We start from the raw sequence: 17,399 nt of genomic DNA, 5'->3' as shown, positions 1-17,399 counted from the left end.
GGACATTCAGTGAACCACGAAGACGAGAACGAGTTCTTCGACCGGTTGGAGGCCGACTTGTCGGCCGACTCCGGCGGAGCCGTGGTCGACCTGGGCAAGGCCCGGGCCGCCCGTGAGTCGGCCGACCCGGACCGGCTCGCGTCGCCCGACGCGTCGGCGGATCGGTCGGCCGACACCACCCCCGACGCGGTACCCGACGTGTCGGGTGGTGAGTCGGCCGACGCGGGTGCGGTGATGGTGGACGCCCCCGGGCCGACGGGTCCGGGGGTGATGGACCGTATCCGGGGCGGGCAGCGTCGGGCGGTGCTGCCGCCGTGGGCGCGCTCGCGCCCGGAGTTCGTCACCGCGGCCGGGTGGCTTGCCGGGCACGCCGGGCACACCGCCGCCTTCCACGCCGTGCGCGCCCCCTGGTACGCGGCGGTGCTCACCGCCCGCGCCCCGGTCGGCGCGGCGAAGTTCATCGGCGGGGCCCTGCGCTGGGTCGCCGACGCCGAGGGCGAGCCGTTGCGGCAGGCCGCCGCGAAGCGGGAAGACGCCGACGACTACCTCAAGCTCTCGCGGCAGCGCGACGGCCGGGTGAAGCTGCGCGGCATCCTGTTCACCCTGGCGTGCATCACCGGGCCGATCCTGGCGTTGGCCCTGTGGGTGCTCGCCCCGACGTGGATGCTCGCGGTCACGGTGGCCGCGCTGGTGGCCGTGTTCGGGTTCGCCGGCGCCCCCGCGGACAAGCCCGTCGTCACCCGCGCCGTGGTCGCGACCGAGGTGGAACGCCTCACCTCCGGCATCGTCGAACGCGCCCTGGGCGCGTTGGGGAACGCGGAGATCAACAAGGCGTTGGGCAAGGGCGGGGAGGGCATCAAGTTCCCCGCGCCGATCACCCGTGACGGGCCCGGGTGGCGTGCCGACGTGGATCTCCCCTACGGCGTGACGGTGACGGACATCTTGGACCGGCGCGACCGGCTCGCGTCGGGTCTGCGTCGCCCGCTGGGCTGCGTGTGGCCGGAGCCGGTGGCGGATGAGCACGCCGGGCGGATGATGCTCTGGGTCGGTGACAAGGCCCTGAACAAGCTGCCGCCCGTCGCGGGTCCGCTGGCCAAGGCCGGTGCGATCTCGTTGTTCAAGCCGGTGCCGTTCGGCCTGGATCAGCGTGGCCGGCCGGTGGACGTGACTCTGATGTACGACAACGTGCTGATCGGCGCCATGCCCGGCATGGGCAAGACGTTCTCCCTGCGCCTGCCGCTGCTGGCCGCCGCCCTCGACCCGCTGGCCGAACTGCTGGTGTGGGAGTTGAAGGGCACGGGCGACCTGGGGCCGCTGGAGAAGGTGGCCGCGGACTACGGGTCCGGCCCGGACGACGCGACCGCGGCGGCGGCGCTGGAGTCGATCCGGTACGTCTACGCCGACCTGGAGCGGCGCGCGAAGGTCATCAGCTCGCTGCCGAAGGACAAGTGCCCGGAGAACAAGGTCACCCCGGAGCTTGCCCCGGTGCGCTCCCTGGGACTTCATCCGCTGGTCCTGGCCGTGGATGAGTGCCAGGAGCTGTTCTCCCACCCGGAGTTCGGCAAGGAGGCCGGCCACCTGTGCACGGCCATCATCAAGCGCGGCCGAGCGCTGGGCGTGATGCTGCTGCTCGCCACGCAGCGCCCCGACAAGGACTCCCTGCCCACGTCGATCAGCGCGAACGTCGGGACCCGGTTCTGCCTGCGGGTCATGGGCCAGATCGAGAACGACATGATCCTGGGCACGTCCGCGTACAAGAACGGCATCCGGGCGACCACGTTCACCAAGCGCGACCGCGGCATCGGCTACCTCGCGGGCGCCGCCGACGACCCGCAGATCGTCCGCACGTACTACCTCGACAACCCCGCCGCCGACGCGATCTGCGAGCGCGCCCGCGCCGCCCGTGAGCAGGCCGGCACCCTGACCGGTCTCGCCGCAGGTCAGGCGCCGGAGCGTCGGGACACCACGGCGGACACGCTGTTGGAGGACATCGCCGCGGTCACGCCCGCCAAGGAGGCCAAGGCGTGGAACGACGTGACCGTTGACCGGCTCGCCGAGCTGCGCCCGGAGCTGTACGGGGCGTGGGGGGAGATGGAGCCGGCCGACAAGGCGCGGCAGCTCACCACCGCGCTCAAGCCGCACGGCATCACCACGGGGCAGGTCGCCCGGCGGATCGAGGGCAAGACCGTCAACCGGACCGGTTTCGAGCGGGCCCACATCACCACAGCGATTGCGGAGCGTGACCGTAAGCGGTCCGCGGGCTGACCGACCCGGGGTCTCTAGCGCTAGAGGGTTGGCCCTCTAGCGCTAGAGACCCCGCTAGCACCCCGCACCCCACGTGATCAGGCCGCTAGACGATAGTGGCCCACCTGCGCAAACCCCGAAAACCGCTCCCGGAGGCACCCTGTGACCCCCATCCTTGCCGCTATCGCCCTCCTCCTCGTCATCACTCTCGGTTATGTCGCTGTGTGTGCGGCTCAGCCGTTCGCCCGGTGCGGGAAGTGCCACGGCTTCGGCTTCGCCACCACCACCGACCGCAAGGGCCGCCCCAAGCGCGGCAAGACCTGCCGCCGCTGCAAGGGCCACGGCATCCGCATACGCCGCGGCCGGCACGCCTACAACCTCGCCCGCGGCATCCACCGCGACGGCACCCGCTGACCCGAAACACAGATGTGGTGACCGCCCGCCATAAGGCGGACCCCTCACGTAGCACGCGATAGGCGGGCGCGGTCACCCTCTAGCCTCCCGAGCTGGCCAGCACCCGGGCGCCCTCGAAACCTACGCACTCAACTCCCCGCTCACAAACGAGTTTTCCCCGGCCGCCCGCGCCCTGCCCGCCGGCCGCCCTCTCGGATCGGAGAGATCCCGTCGTGATCCTTTCCATCTCCGCCGTGCTGCTCTTCGGCACCGGCACCGCCTTCGCCATCCGCACCAAGTCCACCTCGTTCGGCGCCGCGATCGTCGTGTTCCTCTTCGGCTTCTACGCCGCGGCCACCGGCGCCGCCGAACCCATCACCGAGATCGTCACCGCCACCGCACACGCCATCGGCAGCATGCGCGGCTGACCCCAGAACGGAGGAACCACCGTCGTGAAACTGCCCACCTACACCCCGCCCGGCACCACCACCCCGCTCGTACAGCGCCACTGGCTCGCGACCGCCGCGCCCAAGACCGCCCCGGCCCTGGCCACCACGACCGTGCTCGCGCTCGCCCGGATCTGGAACGCCAACGGCGCTGAGCACTCCATCGGCGACGCCTCGGTCATGGGCGCGCTCGCCATCGGCGCCGCGTTCGCCGGCAATGCCCTGGCCCGCGGTCAGTCCGGCGAGCCGGCCGCCGCCGCGATGGGCTTCACCGCCGCCGGAACGTTTGCTCTTGCCGGGGTCGCCGCCTACACCGACGGCCTGCCCCTGCCCCTGCTCCTGTGGGGCATCGCGACCGTGCTCGGCTACGTCGTCGCCGCCCGCCACTGGCGCACCGACCACCGCGAGCACATCGCGCACGAACGCGCCACCGAGACGCGCCGCGAGACGCAGCACCACGTCGAAACCGTCGAACTCATCCGCGCCCGCGCCGCCGTGGAAACCGCCCGCGCCAGCGGCGAGTACACCACCGCGCTCACCGCCGCCCTCACCGCCCGCGCCGCCCTGCCCGGCTACGACCCCACCGCGCTCACCACGGCCGGTCTGCCCGAACTCCCCACCGCCCGGCACGACACCGCCGCGTAGGAGAACCGTGTTCGACATCCGCATCATCTGCGACCCGGCCGACGCCGACCGCATCACCGAAACCCTCGCCGCGTTCCTCACCACCGGCACCGCCCGCACCTACCCCACCCGCGACGGCATGCGCACCCGCCTCTACCTCACCGCCGACCTGCCCAAGCCGACCACTGACCCGGAGGACTGACCCCTGTTGAACTATCACGACGCCCACCGGCCGTACATCGGCGCCGTGGTCAACGCCCTGACCACGGCGGGTATCGGTGTGGACGACTGGTTCGCCGACCCCGACGACCCCCGCGACGCCTGCATCTTTCTCGCCACCGCCGCCACCGAAACCCACTACCCCGGCGAGGCCATCGTCCTGAGCTGGAACGAGGAAGATGGCTGGCTCATCGGCGGCGGTCAGCCCAACGAGCCCCTGAACTGGGTGGCCGACATCTACACCCGCGATGTTCTGCCCACCCCGCAACAGGTCGTCACCGCCGCCCGCGCCGCCCTGATCGCCGCGCCCTCGACCCTGTATGGCCTGGCGCCTCTCTTCCGCGAGTTCGAAGACGACACCGATGGTTTCGAGGAACGCCTGGCCGCCTACCACGTCCACCCCAACGTCTGACCCGTTCTCACACACCACGGCGGCGGGACTCCCGACCAAGGTCCGCCCGCCGCCGTGGCTCTCCCTATCCGCCCGAAGACAGACAGGAGAACACCAGGATGCCCTATCCCGACCCTGCCGCGCTGCTGTCCGCGGCCCTCGGTCTGGCCGGTGTCGGCGTGCCCGTGTTGCCGCTGCGCAAGGGCAAAGTGCCCGTCGGCAACTGCCGCGCGTGCGCGCGCAACGCGTGCGGCGGGCGGCCGAACATGAAGACCCCCGGCCCCTGCACCTGCCCGCACCCCTGCCACGGATGGGCCGCCGCCACCACCGATCCCGCCGTGATCGGCTCCCCGGCCTGGCGGCCGGCATGGCGGCACGCTGCGGCCGTCGCCTACCACCCCGGCGGCGCTGGACTGACGGTCGTGGACCTCGACCACGCCGCCGCGATCGCGTGGGCCCGCAACCACCTGCCCGCCACCCGCACCGTGCCGACCACCCGCGGCGAACACTGGATCTACCGCGGCGCCATGCGGTCGGTGAACGGCGTTCGGGACGGAGTGGACATCAAGTCCACCATGTCCTACGCCCGCTGGCTCGGCCCCGGCACCGGCACCCTCACCGCCCTCCCGGACACCGTGCGCGCCCTGACCGCGAAGAAGCCGCCCGTGGCCCGGCCCGTCGCTGCGGCGCCCGTGGCGGGCGCGGGCGGGTGCTGCCCGCACCGCACCCCCGCCTACCTGGAGCGCGGCATCACGATGGCCGAACAGACCATCACCACCGCCCCCACCGCCGTGCACACGACCGTCTACCGCACCTTCCTCGCGGTGCTGTCCGCGCACGGCCGGTGCGGCTGCCTCACCGACCACCACATCACCCGACTGTTCACCGCCGCGCAGTCCAAGGGCGAGACCGCCCGGCACTGCGCCGACGCGTGGACCAACGCCCGTACGCGGTTGGGGGTGTGACCAGTGTCCGACGACGACAAGAACCCTGGCCGTGAGGTCATCGCCGACTACGCCCAGACGCACTTCCGGTACTTCCGCACCGCCGACGGCACCGTGTACGCGCAGCGCAACGGCCACCCCGTGGCCCGTCCGATCCGCTCCCAGGGAACCACCGGCAGCCACCGGCAGGAACTCATGGTCGGCCTGTTCAAGGACGGGGTGGGCGTCTTCAACGGCACCGCGCTCAAGGAGGCGTTGGACCTGATCGAAGCACTCGCCCTGTCCGAAGACGTGCAGCCGGTCCATATCCGCGTGGCCCCGGGGTTCGACGGGGCGACGTGGCTGGACCTGGGCAGGAACGACGGCCGGTCGGTCCGTATCCACCCCACCGGATGGGACATCACCGTCCCGGACCCGCGGGAAGTGTGCTGGCGCCGCACCCAGCTCACCGGCGAACTCCCCCTCCCGGCCAAGGGCACCGACGGCAAGGGCATCGACCTGCTGCTGGGACTGTGCAACTTCGCCACCGCCGAGACCGAGTGCCTGGCCATCGCGTGGTTGATCGGCTGCCTCGCGCCTGGCGTTCCGGTGCCGGCGCCGTTCCTCACCGGCCCCCAGGGCGCGGGGAAGTCCACCGGCGGCCGGATGCTCATCCGCATCATCGAGGGCATGAGCGGGGACCTGCGCCGGGCCCCGAAGGATGAGGAAAACCTCATCGCCGCGGTGGCGGCCGGGTGGGTCACCGCGCTGGACAACCTGTCCCACATGACCCCGGACCTGTCGGACGCGATGTGCTGCATCGTGACCGGCGCGGAGAACGTCAAGCGGGCCCTGTTCACCGACGGGGATGTCTTCCGGGCCCGCTACCGCCGCCCCTTGCTGCTGACCGGGATCGATGTCGGGGTCATCCGCCCGGACCTGGCCGAACGGCTGCTGCCGCTGCGGTTGGAGCGGCCCCGCGTGCGGCGGACCGAAGCGGAGTTGTGGACGGAGTACGCCGAGGCCCTGCCGGTCGTGCTCGGGTCCCTGCTAGACCTGACCGTCAAGGTCCGCGCGATCACGGCGGAGACCCCGACCGACCTGCGGATGGCGGACTTCGCGCACCTGTGCGCCCAGCTCGACGCCGCTACCGGGCTGGGGGCCCTGCGCGCCTACCGGGCGAGCCTGGACGACCTGAACGACGACGTGATCGAAGGCGACCTGTTGGCGCAGACCGTCCTCCTGCACGCGGAGAGCATGCCGTCGGGCACCGAGCAGCGCATGACGTCCACGGAGTGGCTGCACGCGCTGAGCCGCCTCTACAGCGGCGAGGACTGCCGCCCCCTGCCCAAAGGGTGGCCGACGACCGGAAAGGTCCTCTCGGACCGCCTCAAGCGCCTCCAACCCACCCTCGCGGCCCGCGGCGTCCTCATGGACAGCGGCCGCACCTTTGAGGGGCGTTACCTCGAACTGGCCCGGCCCGCGCCGCCCCAGCCCGAGCAGCAGCAGGCGTTCTAACCGCCGGGCGGGACAAGCAAGAAGAGCACCACGGGCATCGCGCCCCGGTGCTCTTCTTGCTGTTCGGCCACGGGCCGCCCAAGGGTCGCGCCGCGAAGCGGCCCCTTCTTCACGCTCTGAGCCGCGCACAACGACTACAGACACCCCCTCTTTTGTCCTAAGAGGGAAGACGCTGCGTCATGTGCGTCATGCGGCCCGAAAAACCGCCGCTGACCTGCGGGATAGACCATGACGCAGAGGCGGGGGGCTGCGTCATGCGTGCGTCATGTGCGTCATGGGCGCGCCCCGCCATGACGCAGCCCATGACGCAGGCATGACGCAGCCCCCCGCCTCTGCGTCATGCAAACCCGCAGGTCAACAGCTCGCATGACGCACATGACGCAATGACGCAGAAATCCCCACCTCGGACAGACACGCCTCCCTGCGGAAACACCAAGGAGTGATCTGCATGAGCACCGCCGCCATGCCCGTGCCGCGCATCCTGTACCGCCCCGAAGACGCCGCCGCGGCCCTGTCCCTGGGCCGCTCCACCATCTACGAACTCATGGCCGCCGGCCAGCTCCACTTCGTCAAGTGCGGACGCGCCCGCCGCATCCACCACAACGAGTTGGAGCGCTTCGCCGCCACCCTCACCGACCACGCCAGCTAACCAGTCCAGATCACCACCGGGGCCGGGCCGATTCGTCGGTCCGGCCCCGCTCCTTCTCGGAGGAACCGTGAGCCCCCGCAAACCCAACATGGAATCGTCCATCTACCTCGGAAACGACGGCTGGTGGCACGGTCGCGTCACCATGGGAGTCAAAAGCGACGGCAGCCCCGACCGGCGCCACCGCCGCGCCAAGACCGAAACCGAGATCAAGCGCAAGGTCAAGGAGTTGGAAGCGCTTCGGGACAAGGGCCGTGCCCCGAAGGCCGGTCGAAAGCCCACCGTCGCCAGGTGGATGGAGACCTACCTCACCGACATCGCGAGCCTGAAACTCCGGCCTCGGTCGCTGGACGACTACTGGTCCAAGACCCGCAACGACATCATCCCGGGTGTCGGCCAGCACCGAATCGACAAGCTCGAACCGGAGCACCTGGAACGCATGTACCGGGCCATGCTGGACGCCGGCCACGCTCCCTCGCACGTGCTGAAGGTGCACCGCATCCTGTCACGGGCCCTGAAAATCGCGCACCGCCGCCGGATGCTCGTGGAGAACGTCGCCACCCTCGTGGACCCGCCGACGCAGGACGAGACCGAGGCGAACCCCTTCACGATCGAAGAGGCGAAAGCGTTTCTCGCCGCGGCGATCAAACGACCGACGTACATGCGCTGGGTGGTCGGCGTCGGCATGGGGTTCCGGCAAGGGGAATGCCTCGGTCTCCGCTGGTCGTATGTCGACCTGGACGGGGAGCTGTTTCACCCGCAGTGGCAGGTCCAGCGGCTCACGTGGCGACACGGCTGCGACGACCCGCACGCGTGCGGCGCGCGGCTGCACCGGTTCGACCCTTGCCCGACTGAGTGCAAAGCCCACAAGGGCTACAAGCGAGGCTGCCCGAAGCCCTGCCCCAAGACGTGCACGCGGCACGCGAGCGTCTGCCCGGACCGCAAGGGCGGCGGCTTGGTGTTCACGCGACCGAAGACCAAGAAGAGCCGCAACGCCGTGCCGATCCCGTCGCCGTTTATCCCGCACCTGCTGGCCCACAAGGCGCAGCAGGAAGAAGCGAAGGCCACGGCTGGGGAAGCCTGGCAGGAGCACGACGCCGTGTTCACCCGGCCCGACGGCCGGCCGCTCGATCCGCGGCAGGATTACGAGGAGTTTCAGGAGCTCCTGACCGAAGCGGGTATCGACGCCCGACGTCTCTACGACGGCAGCAGGCACACCGCCGGCACGATCCTGAACGAGTTGGGGGTGGACATCGTGACCATCATGGAGATCCTGAGGCACACCCAGATCAGCCAGACCCGCCGCTACGTCAAGGGCCGCTCCCACCTCGCGAAGAGCGCCATGGGGCGCATGGGCGACACCTTCATGCCCCAGCCCGAGGGCCCGACTGAGACCAGAACTGAGACCGCCGACACCAAAGCCGCCCGCGCACGGCGCCGCCGCCGCATCCGCTGAACACAAAACCCCAGCTCAGAGCGATCTGAGCTGGGGTTCGGGCGGAGCCCCCTGTCGGGTTCGAACCGACGACCTACGCTTTACAAGAGCGTCGCTCTGGCCAGCTGAGCTAAGGAGGCGCGGGGGTCAGTGTACCGGGCCGGGGGTGCCGGGGTCGGGGAAAATCCTGTCCCTGCGGCTGGTGACAAGACGGAAATCGGCAGGTAGCGTCACGGTGAGCCCGCTGATCAGGTGGGCTGTTCGATTTCGCGGAACACCTCCGGAGCTGCTCCGGGAGGTTCCTTTACTCGGATCGTCCGGCACGTTCCTGCCGGTGAAGGGACTGTCACAGTCATGGCAACTGTCACGTTCGACAAGGCGACCCGGATCTACCCGGGCGGCGACAAGCCCGCGGTCGACGGCCTCGACATCGAGGTCGGGGACGGCGAGTTCCTGGTGCTCGTCGGCCCGTCCGGCTGCGGCAAGTCGACCTCGCTCCGCATGCTCGCGGGGCTGGAGGACGTCAACGCCGGCGCCATCCGCATCGGTGAGCGCGACGTCACGCACCTGCCGCCGAAGGACCGGGACATCGCGATGGTGTTCCAGAACTACGCGCTGTACCCGCACATGACCGTCGCGGACAACATGGGCTTCGCCCTGAAGATCGCCGGCGTCAACAAGGCCGACATCCGCAAGCGGGTCGAGGAGGCCGCGAAGATCCTCGACCTGACCGAGTACCTCTCGCGGAAGCCGAAGGCACTCTCCGGTGGTCAGCGGCAGCGTGTCGCGATGGGCCGCGCGATCGTGCGTGAGCCGCAGGTCTTCCTCATGGACGAGCCGCTGTCGAACCTCGACGCGAAGCTCCGTGTGCAGACCCGTACCCAGATCGCCAGCCTCCAGCGCCGGCTGGGCGTCACCACCGTCTACGTCACCCACGACCAGGTCGAGGCCATGACGATGGGCGACCGCGTGGCGGTGCTCAAGGACGGTCTGCTCCAGCAGGTCGACAGCCCCCGCAACATGTACGACCGCCCGGCGAACCTCTTCGTCGCGGGCTTCATCGGCTCCCCGGCGATGAACCTCGTCGAGGTCCCGATCACCGACGGCGGCGTGAAGTTCGGCAACACCGTGGTGAACGTGGCGCGCGAGGCGGTCAAGGCCGCGGCCGACAAGGGTGACAAGACGGTCACCGTCGGTGTGCGTCCCGAGCACTTCGACGTCACCTCGGGCGGCGCCGCGGGCCTGTCCAAGGAGGGCCCGGAGGGCCTGGCCGTGACCGTCAACGTCGTCGAGGAACTCGGCGCCGACGGTTACGTGTACGGCTCCGCCGAGGTCGGCGGCGAGCACAAGGACCTGGTGCTCCGCGTCGGCGGCCGCGAGATCCCGGAGAAGGGCGCCGTGCTCCACGTCGTGCCGCGCCCGGGCGAGACCCACGTCTTCGCGACCTCCACCGGCGAGCGCCTCAGCGACTGACGCGCAGACGGCACTTCGGCGGGCCGGTACGTCCCACGCGGACGTACCGGCCCGCCGCGTTTCGCGGCCCGCGCAGCCCCTGCCCCACTACCGGGCGTTCATCCACAAAACCGGCCTTTCGGGTGCGTTCGTCAACACCGTGACTGCGGCTGCCCTGTTTCACCTCCCTCGTCAGAGTGACTAAATGTCGCCAAATCATTACCAGTCGCTACGATCCGATGCGTGAACCAGGTAGCTCGCCGTCTCGGCAAGACATTCGCGCTCGTTCTTCCGGTCGTCCTCGTGTTGTCGGGGACGCTCGCCGTCGCCCGCGTGCCGTGGGCCTCCTCCTCGCCGTCGGACGGACAGGTGCTGACCGCGGCGTCGTCGAAGAAGCAGGCATCCCTCGCGCCCCAGGAGGCGCTGCGCCAGAAGCTGCTGGCCGAACTCCAGGAGAAGGACCCGGGCGTCGCCCTGACCGACCTCCAGGTGGCCATGGCCAAGCAGCCCAGCCTCGCGCGGTACTGCGTCGACATCGCCCGCTCGCTGGGCCGCGCCGCCGTCGCGAAGTACGACGGCGCCGCCCACCGCGCACAGGCGTGGTCCCGGCCGGTCTGCGACACGTCGTTCGCGACCGGCGTCGCGTCCGTCGGCTGACCGGCAGCGACCGACAACGGCCAACGGCGACCATCAGCGACCAGCGGCAACCATCAGCAACGAGCGGCGAGGCAGCGGCCAAGCACGGCACGCACGCCTCCGCGGACAGCCCCGTACGACGGCCGCGGGCACAACAGCGGCCGGTACGGCGGCAGTCGGCGCCCATCGACGGAACACCCGGACGCGGACAGGCGTACGGCCCGCAGCACCCGGGCCGTACGCCTCCCGTCGCATAGGGTGCGCTGCATGACCCGCGCCGACCAGCACCCCGGTAACTCCGCCCCGCCCGCCCCCACCCCGGTCACCCAGGCGGTCCTGCTCGCCGGCGGGCAGGGCTCGCGGTTGCGGCCGTACACCGACGACCGCCCCAAGCCGATGGTGGAGATCCCCGGCACGGGCACGCCGATCATCGGCCACCAGCTGGCCTGGCTCGCCGCCGAAGGCGTCACGGACGCCGTCATCTCCTGCGGCCACCTCGCCGAGGTCCTCCAGGAGTGGCTGGACGCGACCCCGCTGCCGCTCAGCGTCACCACCGTCATCGAGCGCGAGCCGCTGGGCCGCGGCGGCGGGCTGAAGTACGCTGCCGCCTCGCTGCCCCGCCCGGAAGAGCCCTGGTACGCCACCAACGGCGACATCTGGACCCGTTTCCCGCTGCACGAGATGGCCGAGTTCCACCACGAGCGTGCCGCCGTCGCCACGCTCGCCCTGGCCCGTCCCCGCATCCCCTGGGGCGCCGTGGAGACCAACGAGTTCGGCCAGGTGCTGGACTTCATCGAGGCGCCCCCGTCGCCGTACCTGATCAACGCCGGCGTGTACGTCTTCGCCCCTGCCTTCACCGCGATGCTGCCCGATCTCGGGGACCACGAGCGGACCACCTTCCCCCGGCTGGCCCGGGAACGGCGGCTCGCCGGCTTCCCGATCCCGCACGGCGCCTACTGGCGGGCCATCGACACCGCGAAGGACCTCAACGAGGCGGCCAAGGAACTGGGTTCGCACCGCGGCTGACCCCCGCACCGCCCGCTGCCCGGGCCGCCCGACACCGCTGCCCCGCCCGCCGCCCGGGCACCGCACCCGTACCCGCGTGCCCGCGCACCCGTACCCCGCGCACATGGACAAGGGGCGCCCCCTTCCGAAGGAGGCGCCCCTTGTCCGTGGGTCCGGCCGGCTCAGGCGGTGTTCACCGGCGTCCCCTCCTGGTGCCCCGGCCCCGCCGACAGCCCGAGCAGCGGCCCGCTGCCCAGCAGCCCGCCGATCGCGCCCTGCGACGGCTTCGGCGACGGCGCGGGCGGCGCGGGCGCCTGGGTCGCGACGGGCGGCGGCGCCTGGGTGACGGGGGCGCTCCCACCGGAGGAGCCCCCGGACGAGCCGCCGGACCCGGACCCCGAACCGCTGCCGGTCGCCGTGCCCGTGGAACCGCCACCGGTGCCGATGGTGGTGTGGGTGCTCTGCGGCGTGCTGCTGCCGCTCGGCGCGTGCGTACGGCTCGGCGTCGCGCCGGGCGCCGTGCTCGCGCCGCTCGTGCTCGGGCCAGGCGACGGCTTCGCGTCGTCCGGGGCGCCGGAACTGCCGTCGCTGTCACCGCCGGAGACCTCCGGCAGCGGCGAACCGGGCAGGTTGTTCACGGGGGTCGGCCCGGTGCCGGTGCGGCCGTGCTCGGTGGTGCTGGCGCGGACGGCCGCGCCCAGCACCGAGCCGACCAGCAGCGTCAGGCCGATGGTGACGGTGGCGAGCACGGTGCCGCGGCGCAGCACGCGCCGCCGCAGGTCCCACAGGGTGACGCGGGGGCCGAGCCGGCGCCAGGCGTCGCCGGCCAGGTGGCCGTCGACGGAGTAGACCGGGGCGCCGGCGATCACCAGCGGGCTCCAGGCGGCCAGGTAGATGAAGTCGGGTGCGTCGTAGACCGGGACGGTCCGCCAGCTGACGGTGACCAGCAGGGCGATCGAGACGGCGGCGCCGAACACGGCGGCGACCCGCTGCCACAGGCCGAAGACGGTGAGCACACCGACCACGACCTGGAGGAAGGCGACGGACAGGCCCGCGCCCACCGGGTGGTTGAGGGCGGCGTCACGCAGCGGCTCGGCGGCGGCCCACGGGTGCAGCGACGACAGCCACTTGACCATGGAGCCGCGGCTGCCGCCGTCGAAGTAGACCGGGTCGCACAGCTTGCCCATGCCCGCGTAGATGGACACGAAGCCGAGGAAGACGCGCAGCGGCAGCAGCACGATGCCGAGGTTCATCCGCCGGTGCGGGTAGTACGCGTGCCGGACGGAGTCGCGGCGTCCGCGCGGGCGGCGGGTGCGGGCGCGGTCGTCGCCGCCCGCCGGGTCGCCGTACCGGCCGTCAGCGTCTTCGGCGTACTCGGCGTACTCGGCGTCCGCGCCGTCGGGGTAGCCTCCGCCGCGGCCGCCGGTGGCGACCAGCGGGTCGTCCAGCGGGGCGCGCTGGCCGACCACCGTGGCGACCGCGGGCGGCAGCACGGCCGTCTCGTCGATCCGCGGCAGGACCTGGGTCACGGCCCCGGCGCTCCCCGGGCCGTCGGCGGCATCGGCCTGCCGGCGCACCGCCTGCGTCAACTCGGGCGAGGTGTGCCCGGACCACACGACGGGCCGGCCGCGCCGCACGGACGGGGTCCGTACCGGGCCCCCGAAGGCGAGGGCGCGGGTCGAGGCCGCGCCGAGCTGCACCCGGAAGCTCGCGTGGTTGACGATGACCTGGGCGGGATCGCTCGGCACCCGTGCCATGGTCAGCACGCGCTCATCAAACCCGGGCGCCCCTCCCCCCGTCGAGGTGCGGGGTGTTCTGGTGTCCACACTCATCTAACCGAGTGACGGTCGTTTAGGACACTGCCTGACGGTCCCCCGTCAGACGAGTGCGGCCCGGGAGAAGCGGAGGGGCGAACGGCCCGATCCGTTCCCGCGCGGCGCGGATTTCACCGAAATCTCATCCTTTTCCCATGGTGTCGCCAAGGCGACACCAAGATTTGGCCAGCAGGATGCGGTGGTCAGTCCAAGTCCCGGTCCAGGAGCGGTGTGATGATCCTGCACGACCCCCGAGTGCGCCGGCTCGCCCGGCGGGTCCGCGTCAACGCCAGGAAGGTGATCACCGCGCCGCCGCCGGTCCTCGCGCCCGAGGACACCCGTCTGGTGCCCGACCCGGTGTTCGTCATCTCCTCGATCCGGTCCGGCTCCACCCTGCTGCGGGTGCTGCTCAACAGCCACCCCGACATCCGCGCCCCGCACGAGATGCACCTGCGGACCCTCAAGCTCTCCTACGGCGAGTCCTACACGGAGAAGGCGATGGGCCTGCTCGAACTGGACCACCGGGAGCTGGAGCACCTGCTGTGGGACCGGGTGCTCCACCGTGAACTGGTGCGCAGCGAGAAGAAGGTCATCGTCGACAAGACGCCGGGCAACGCCGAGCTGTGGCAGCGGCTGCACGAGGCGTGGCCCCGGGCCCGGTTCATCTTCCTGCTGCGCAACCCCGCCTCGGTGGTCGCCTCCCAGATGGACTCCCGCCCGGACAAGGGCCTCGACTGGACGGTCCGCCACATCCGGCGCTACGTCGAGCAGGTCGACGCCGCCCGCGACGCCCTCGACGGCCTCACCGTGCGCTACGAGGACCTGACCGCCGACCCCGAGGCGCAGTGCCGCCGCCTGTGTACGTACCTGGGCGTCGAGTGGGCGCCCAAGATGGTGCGTTACGGACGGCAGGACCACGGCCCGTTCCAGGTCACGATGGGCGACTGGAGCGACAAGATCAAGTCGGGGCGGGTCCAGGAGCCGCGCCCGATGCCGAAGCCCGAGGACGTGCCCGAGCCGCTGCGGGCGATCACCCGAAAGTGGGACTACCCCTGCTGAGCGGGGAGTTCCCGTGCTGAGCAGACCGTCCCCCTGCTCAGCACGGCAGGCGTCGGCTCCCGGCGCCGCCGTACGTCAGGCGCGGCGGCGGGACGCCTCGTAGAGCACGACGCCCGCGGCCACGCCGGCGTTGAGCGACTCCGCGCCGCCCGGCATGGGAATCCGCACCAGCAGGTCGCAGGTCTCGCCGACCAGCCGGGACAGCCCCTTGCCCTCGGACCCGGCCACCACGACCACCGGGCCGTCCAGCAGCTCCAGGTCCTGCAACTCCATGTCGCCGTCGGCGGCCAGCCCGACCACGGTCAGCCCGGCCTTCTGGTACGCCTCCAGGGTGCGGGTCAGGTTGGTGGCGCGGGCCACCGGCACCCGGGCCGCGGTGCCCGCCGACGTCTTCCACGCGCCCGCGGTCATCCCCGCCGCGCGCCGCTCAGGGACCACCACGCCGTGTCCGCCGAAGGCGGCGACGGAGCGCACCACGGCGCCGAGGTTGCGCGGGTCGGTGACGCCGTCGAGCGCCACGATCAGCGGGTCCTCGCCGCGGTCGGCCGCGGCCGCCACCAGGTCCTCGGGGTGGGCGTACTCGTAGGGCGGGATCTGGAGCACCAGGCCCTGGTGGTTCAGGCCCGCGGTGATCCGGTCCAGCTCCGGCCGCGGCGCCTCCAGCAGCGGCACCCCGCGGTCGGTGGCGAGCGTCACCGCCTCGCGCACCCGGTCGTCGTTGTCGATGAACTGCTGGACGTAGACGGCCGTCGCGGGGATGTCGGCGCGCAGCGCCTCGACCACCGGGTTGCGGCCGACCACCATCTCCGACGTCGACTTGGCGCCGCGGCCCGAGGGGCGGCGGGACTGGGCCGACACCGTCCGCCGGGCCTGCGCGTTGGCGACCCGGTTCTTCTTGTGGCCCTTGCGCGCCTCGGCCGGCGGGGTCGGGCCCTTGCCCTCAAGGCCCTTGCGGCGCTGCCCGCCACTGCCGACCGTGGCGCCCTTCTTGTTGGACGTACGGCGGTTCCTGCGCTGGCTGTTGCCGGCCATCGGACACTCTCTTCTTCGGTCGAACGCTGCAAAGCTGCACGGGGCCCGCGAGCCGGTGGACGGATCAGCCCCGCAGGGTCCAGCGCGAGCTGGTCGGGGTGTCCTCGATCTCCAGTCCCGCCTGGACGAGCTGGTCGCGGATGGCGTCGGCGGTGCCGTAGTCCTTGCGGGACCGCGCCGACTGGCGCTGCTCCAGCACCAGCTGGACCAGGGAGTCGACGACGCCGTGCAGGTCGTCGCCGCCCTCGGCGCTGCGCCAGTGCGGGTCGAGCGGGTCCAGGCCCAGTACTCCGAGCATCGCACGGACCTCGGCCAGTCGCGCGACCGCGGTCTCCTTGTCGTCGGCGGTCAGGGCGCTGTTGCCCTGCCGGACGGTGGTGTGCACCACGGCCAGCGCCTGCGGGACTCCCATGTCGTCGTCCATCGCCTCGGCGAAGGCCGGCGGCACCTCGGCGGCCGGCTCGACGGTGCCCGCCTTCTCCACCACCCGCTGCGCGAAGCCCTCGATCCGGGCGAACGCCGCCTCGGCCTCGCGCAGGGCCTCCTCGCTGTACTCGATCATCGACCGGTAGTGCGGGGTGCCCAGGTAGTAGCGCAGCACGATCGGCCGCCAGCGCCGCACCATCTCCGAGACCAGCACCGAGTTGCCGAGCGACTTGCTCATCTTCTCGCCGCTCATGGTGACCCAGGCGTTGTGCACCCAGTACCGCGCGAACTCGTCGCCGTACGCCTTCGCCTGGGCGATCTCGTTCTCGTGGTGCGGGAAGATCAGGTCGATGCCGCCGCCGTGGATGTCGAAGGCGCTGCCCAGGTACTTGTGGGCCATCGCCGAGCACTCCAGGTGCCAGCCGGGCCGGCCGCGGCCCCAAGGGGTCGGCCAGGACGGCTCGCCGGGCTTGGCGGCCTTCCACATCGCGAAGTCCCGCTGGTCGCGCTTGCCGGTCTCGCCCTCGCCCTCGGGTTGGCGCAGGTTGTCCAGCTCCTGGTTGGACAGCTCCAGGTAGCCGGGGAACGAGCGCACGTCGAAGTAGACGTTCCCGTCGGCCACGTAGGCGTGGCCGCGCTCGATGAGGCCGCGCATCATCTCGATCATCTCCGGCACGTGGCCGGTCGCCCGCGGCTCGTACGTCGGCGGGAGGCAGCCGAGCGCGTCGTAGCCGGCGGTGAAGGCGCGCTCGTTCTCGTAGCCGATCGCCCACCAGGGGCGGCCCTGTTCGGCGGCCTTCTTGATGATCTTGTCGTCGATGTCCGTCACGTTGCGGACGAAGCTCACTTCGTAGCCGCGGTAGCGGAACCACCGGCGCATGATGTCGAAGTTGAGCCCCGACCGGATGTGGCCGATGTGCGGGGCCGCCTGCACGGTGGCGCCGCACAGGTAGATCGAGACGCGGCCCGGCGTGAGCGGGGCGAAATCACGAACCTGGCGCGCGTTGGTGTCGTACAGGCGAATAGTCACGCCACAAGGGTAGTGGGCGAAGCCCTGTGCCCCGCGCCCCTGGGCCAACTGCACATACTGCGGACACATAACAGCCCGGACGGCACAGTCGCGCGCGGCGCCCGCC

At 71.5% G+C, this 17,399-nt stretch carries 17 protein-coding genes and 1 tRNA gene; 14 read left to right on the top strand and 4 right to left on the bottom strand.

Annotated elements, in window-relative coordinates:
* Positions 1 to 9 precede the first annotated feature (9 nt).
* The 10 genes from WA788_RS26610 to WA788_RS26565 all read left to right on the top strand — a co-directional run bounded on the left by WA788_RS26610 (position 10) and on the right by WA788_RS26565 (position 8,860).
* Positions 10 to 2,265 carry a cell division protein FtsK gene (locus WA788_RS26610; protein WP_335981348.1) on the top strand — a complete coding sequence of 752 codons (2,256 nt, stop codon included), beginning with the start codon at positions 10 to 12 and terminating at the stop codon, positions 2,263 to 2,265.
* 141 nt (positions 2,266 to 2,406) lie between these two features.
* Positions 2,407 to 2,658: a hypothetical protein gene (locus tag WA788_RS26605; RefSeq protein ID WP_335981346.1), complete on the top strand. Its 252-nt coding sequence runs from the start codon at positions 2,407 to 2,409 to the stop codon at positions 2,656 to 2,658.
* A gap of 212 nt (positions 2,659 to 2,870) precedes the next feature.
* Complete coding sequence (locus tag WA788_RS26600; RefSeq protein ID WP_335981344.1) at positions 2,871 to 3,065, top strand: hypothetical protein; 195 nt, start codon at positions 2,871 to 2,873, stop codon at positions 3,063 to 3,065.
* 24 nt (positions 3,066 to 3,089) lie between these two features.
* A complete protein-coding gene (locus WA788_RS26595; RefSeq protein ID WP_335981342.1) occupies positions 3,090 to 3,728 on the top strand; it encodes a hypothetical protein in 639 nt (212 codons plus the stop codon).
* Between the two features lie 7 nt (positions 3,729 to 3,735).
* The gene (locus tag WA788_RS26590) at positions 3,736 to 3,909 is read left to right on the top strand and encodes a hypothetical protein (protein ID WP_335981339.1); all 174 of its coding nucleotides are present in this window, start codon (positions 3,736 to 3,738) and stop codon (positions 3,907 to 3,909) included.
* Between the two features lie 6 nt (positions 3,910 to 3,915).
* Positions 3,916 to 4,338: a DUF6292 family protein gene (locus tag WA788_RS26585; protein ID WP_335981337.1), complete on the top strand. Its 423-nt coding sequence runs from the start codon at positions 3,916 to 3,918 to the stop codon at positions 4,336 to 4,338.
* Positions 4,339 to 4,436: 98 nt separating this feature from the next.
* Positions 4,437 to 5,282 (top strand): bifunctional DNA primase/polymerase, encoded by an 846-nt coding sequence (locus tag WA788_RS26580; protein WP_335981336.1) that lies wholly within the window; start codon positions 4,437 to 4,439, stop codon positions 5,280 to 5,282.
* 3 nt (positions 5,283 to 5,285) lie between these two features.
* Positions 5,286 to 6,758 carry an ATP-binding protein gene (locus WA788_RS26575; RefSeq protein ID WP_335981335.1) on the top strand — a complete coding sequence of 491 codons (1,473 nt, stop codon included), beginning with the start codon at positions 5,286 to 5,288 and terminating at the stop codon, positions 6,756 to 6,758.
* A 448-nt stretch (positions 6,759 to 7,206) separates the two neighbouring features.
* Positions 7,207 to 7,407 carry a helix-turn-helix domain-containing protein gene (locus tag WA788_RS26570; protein WP_335981334.1) on the top strand — a complete coding sequence of 67 codons (201 nt, stop codon included), beginning with the start codon at positions 7,207 to 7,209 and terminating at the stop codon, positions 7,405 to 7,407.
* Positions 7,408 to 7,474: 67 nt separating this feature from the next.
* A complete protein-coding gene (locus tag WA788_RS26565) occupies positions 7,475 to 8,860 on the top strand; it encodes a tyrosine-type recombinase/integrase (RefSeq protein ID WP_335981333.1) in 1,386 nt (461 codons plus the stop codon).
* Between the two features lie 45 nt (positions 8,861 to 8,905).
* Here WA788_RS26565 and WA788_RS26560 read toward each other — a convergent pair.
* Positions 8,906 to 8,979: transfer RNA gene (locus WA788_RS26560), tRNA-Thr, on the bottom strand.
* 214 nt (positions 8,980 to 9,193) lie between these two features.
* On the opposite strand from WA788_RS26560, the gene WA788_RS26555 reads away from it, so the two are divergent.
* The 3 genes from WA788_RS26555 to WA788_RS26545 all read left to right on the top strand — a co-directional run bounded on the left by WA788_RS26555 (position 9,194) and on the right by WA788_RS26545 (position 11,953).
* On the top strand, positions 9,194 to 10,312 hold the full coding sequence (locus tag WA788_RS26555) for an ABC transporter ATP-binding protein (protein ID WP_335981331.1): 1,119 nt from the start codon (positions 9,194 to 9,196) through the stop codon (positions 10,310 to 10,312).
* A gap of 222 nt (positions 10,313 to 10,534) precedes the next feature.
* The gene (locus WA788_RS26550) at positions 10,535 to 10,948 is read left to right on the top strand and encodes a hypothetical protein (protein WP_335981329.1); all 414 of its coding nucleotides are present in this window, start codon (positions 10,535 to 10,537) and stop codon (positions 10,946 to 10,948) included.
* A gap of 246 nt (positions 10,949 to 11,194) precedes the next feature.
* On the top strand, positions 11,195 to 11,953 hold the full coding sequence (locus WA788_RS26545; protein ID WP_335981326.1) for a nucleotidyltransferase family protein: 759 nt from the start codon (positions 11,195 to 11,197) through the stop codon (positions 11,951 to 11,953).
* 161 nt (positions 11,954 to 12,114) lie between these two features.
* Here WA788_RS26545 and WA788_RS26540 read toward each other — a convergent pair whose 3' ends face one another.
* Positions 12,115 to 13,764 (bottom strand): DoxX family protein, encoded by a 1,650-nt coding sequence (locus WA788_RS26540; RefSeq protein WP_335981324.1) that lies wholly within the window; start codon positions 13,762 to 13,764, stop codon positions 12,115 to 12,117.
* A gap of 216 nt (positions 13,765 to 13,980) precedes the next feature.
* Between WA788_RS26540 and WA788_RS26535 the strand changes: the two genes are divergently transcribed.
* Complete coding sequence (locus tag WA788_RS26535) at positions 13,981 to 14,805, top strand: sulfotransferase family protein (protein WP_335981322.1); 825 nt, start codon at positions 13,981 to 13,983, stop codon at positions 14,803 to 14,805.
* 75 nt (positions 14,806 to 14,880) lie between these two features.
* On the opposite strand, the gene rlmB is transcribed toward WA788_RS26535, so the two are convergent.
* Entirely contained in the window at positions 14,881 to 15,837 is a 957-nt protein-coding gene (gene rlmB / locus WA788_RS26530) for a 23S rRNA (guanosine(2251)-2'-O)-methyltransferase RlmB (RefSeq protein ID WP_335981319.1), read from the bottom strand.
* 64 nt (positions 15,838 to 15,901) lie between these two features.
* A complete protein-coding gene (gene cysS, locus WA788_RS26525; protein WP_335981316.1) occupies positions 15,902 to 17,293 on the bottom strand; it encodes a cysteine--tRNA ligase in 1,392 nt (463 codons plus the stop codon).
* Positions 17,294 to 17,399: the final 106 nt, after the last annotated feature.

This window comes from Streptomyces sp. CA2R106 (genome assembly GCF_037034245.1).
Lineage (GTDB): Bacteria > Actinomycetota > Actinomycetes > Streptomycetales > Streptomycetaceae > Actinacidiphila.
The sequence above is the reverse complement of the archived record's forward strand: the minus strand, read 5'-3'. Positions and strand labels throughout refer to the sequence as shown.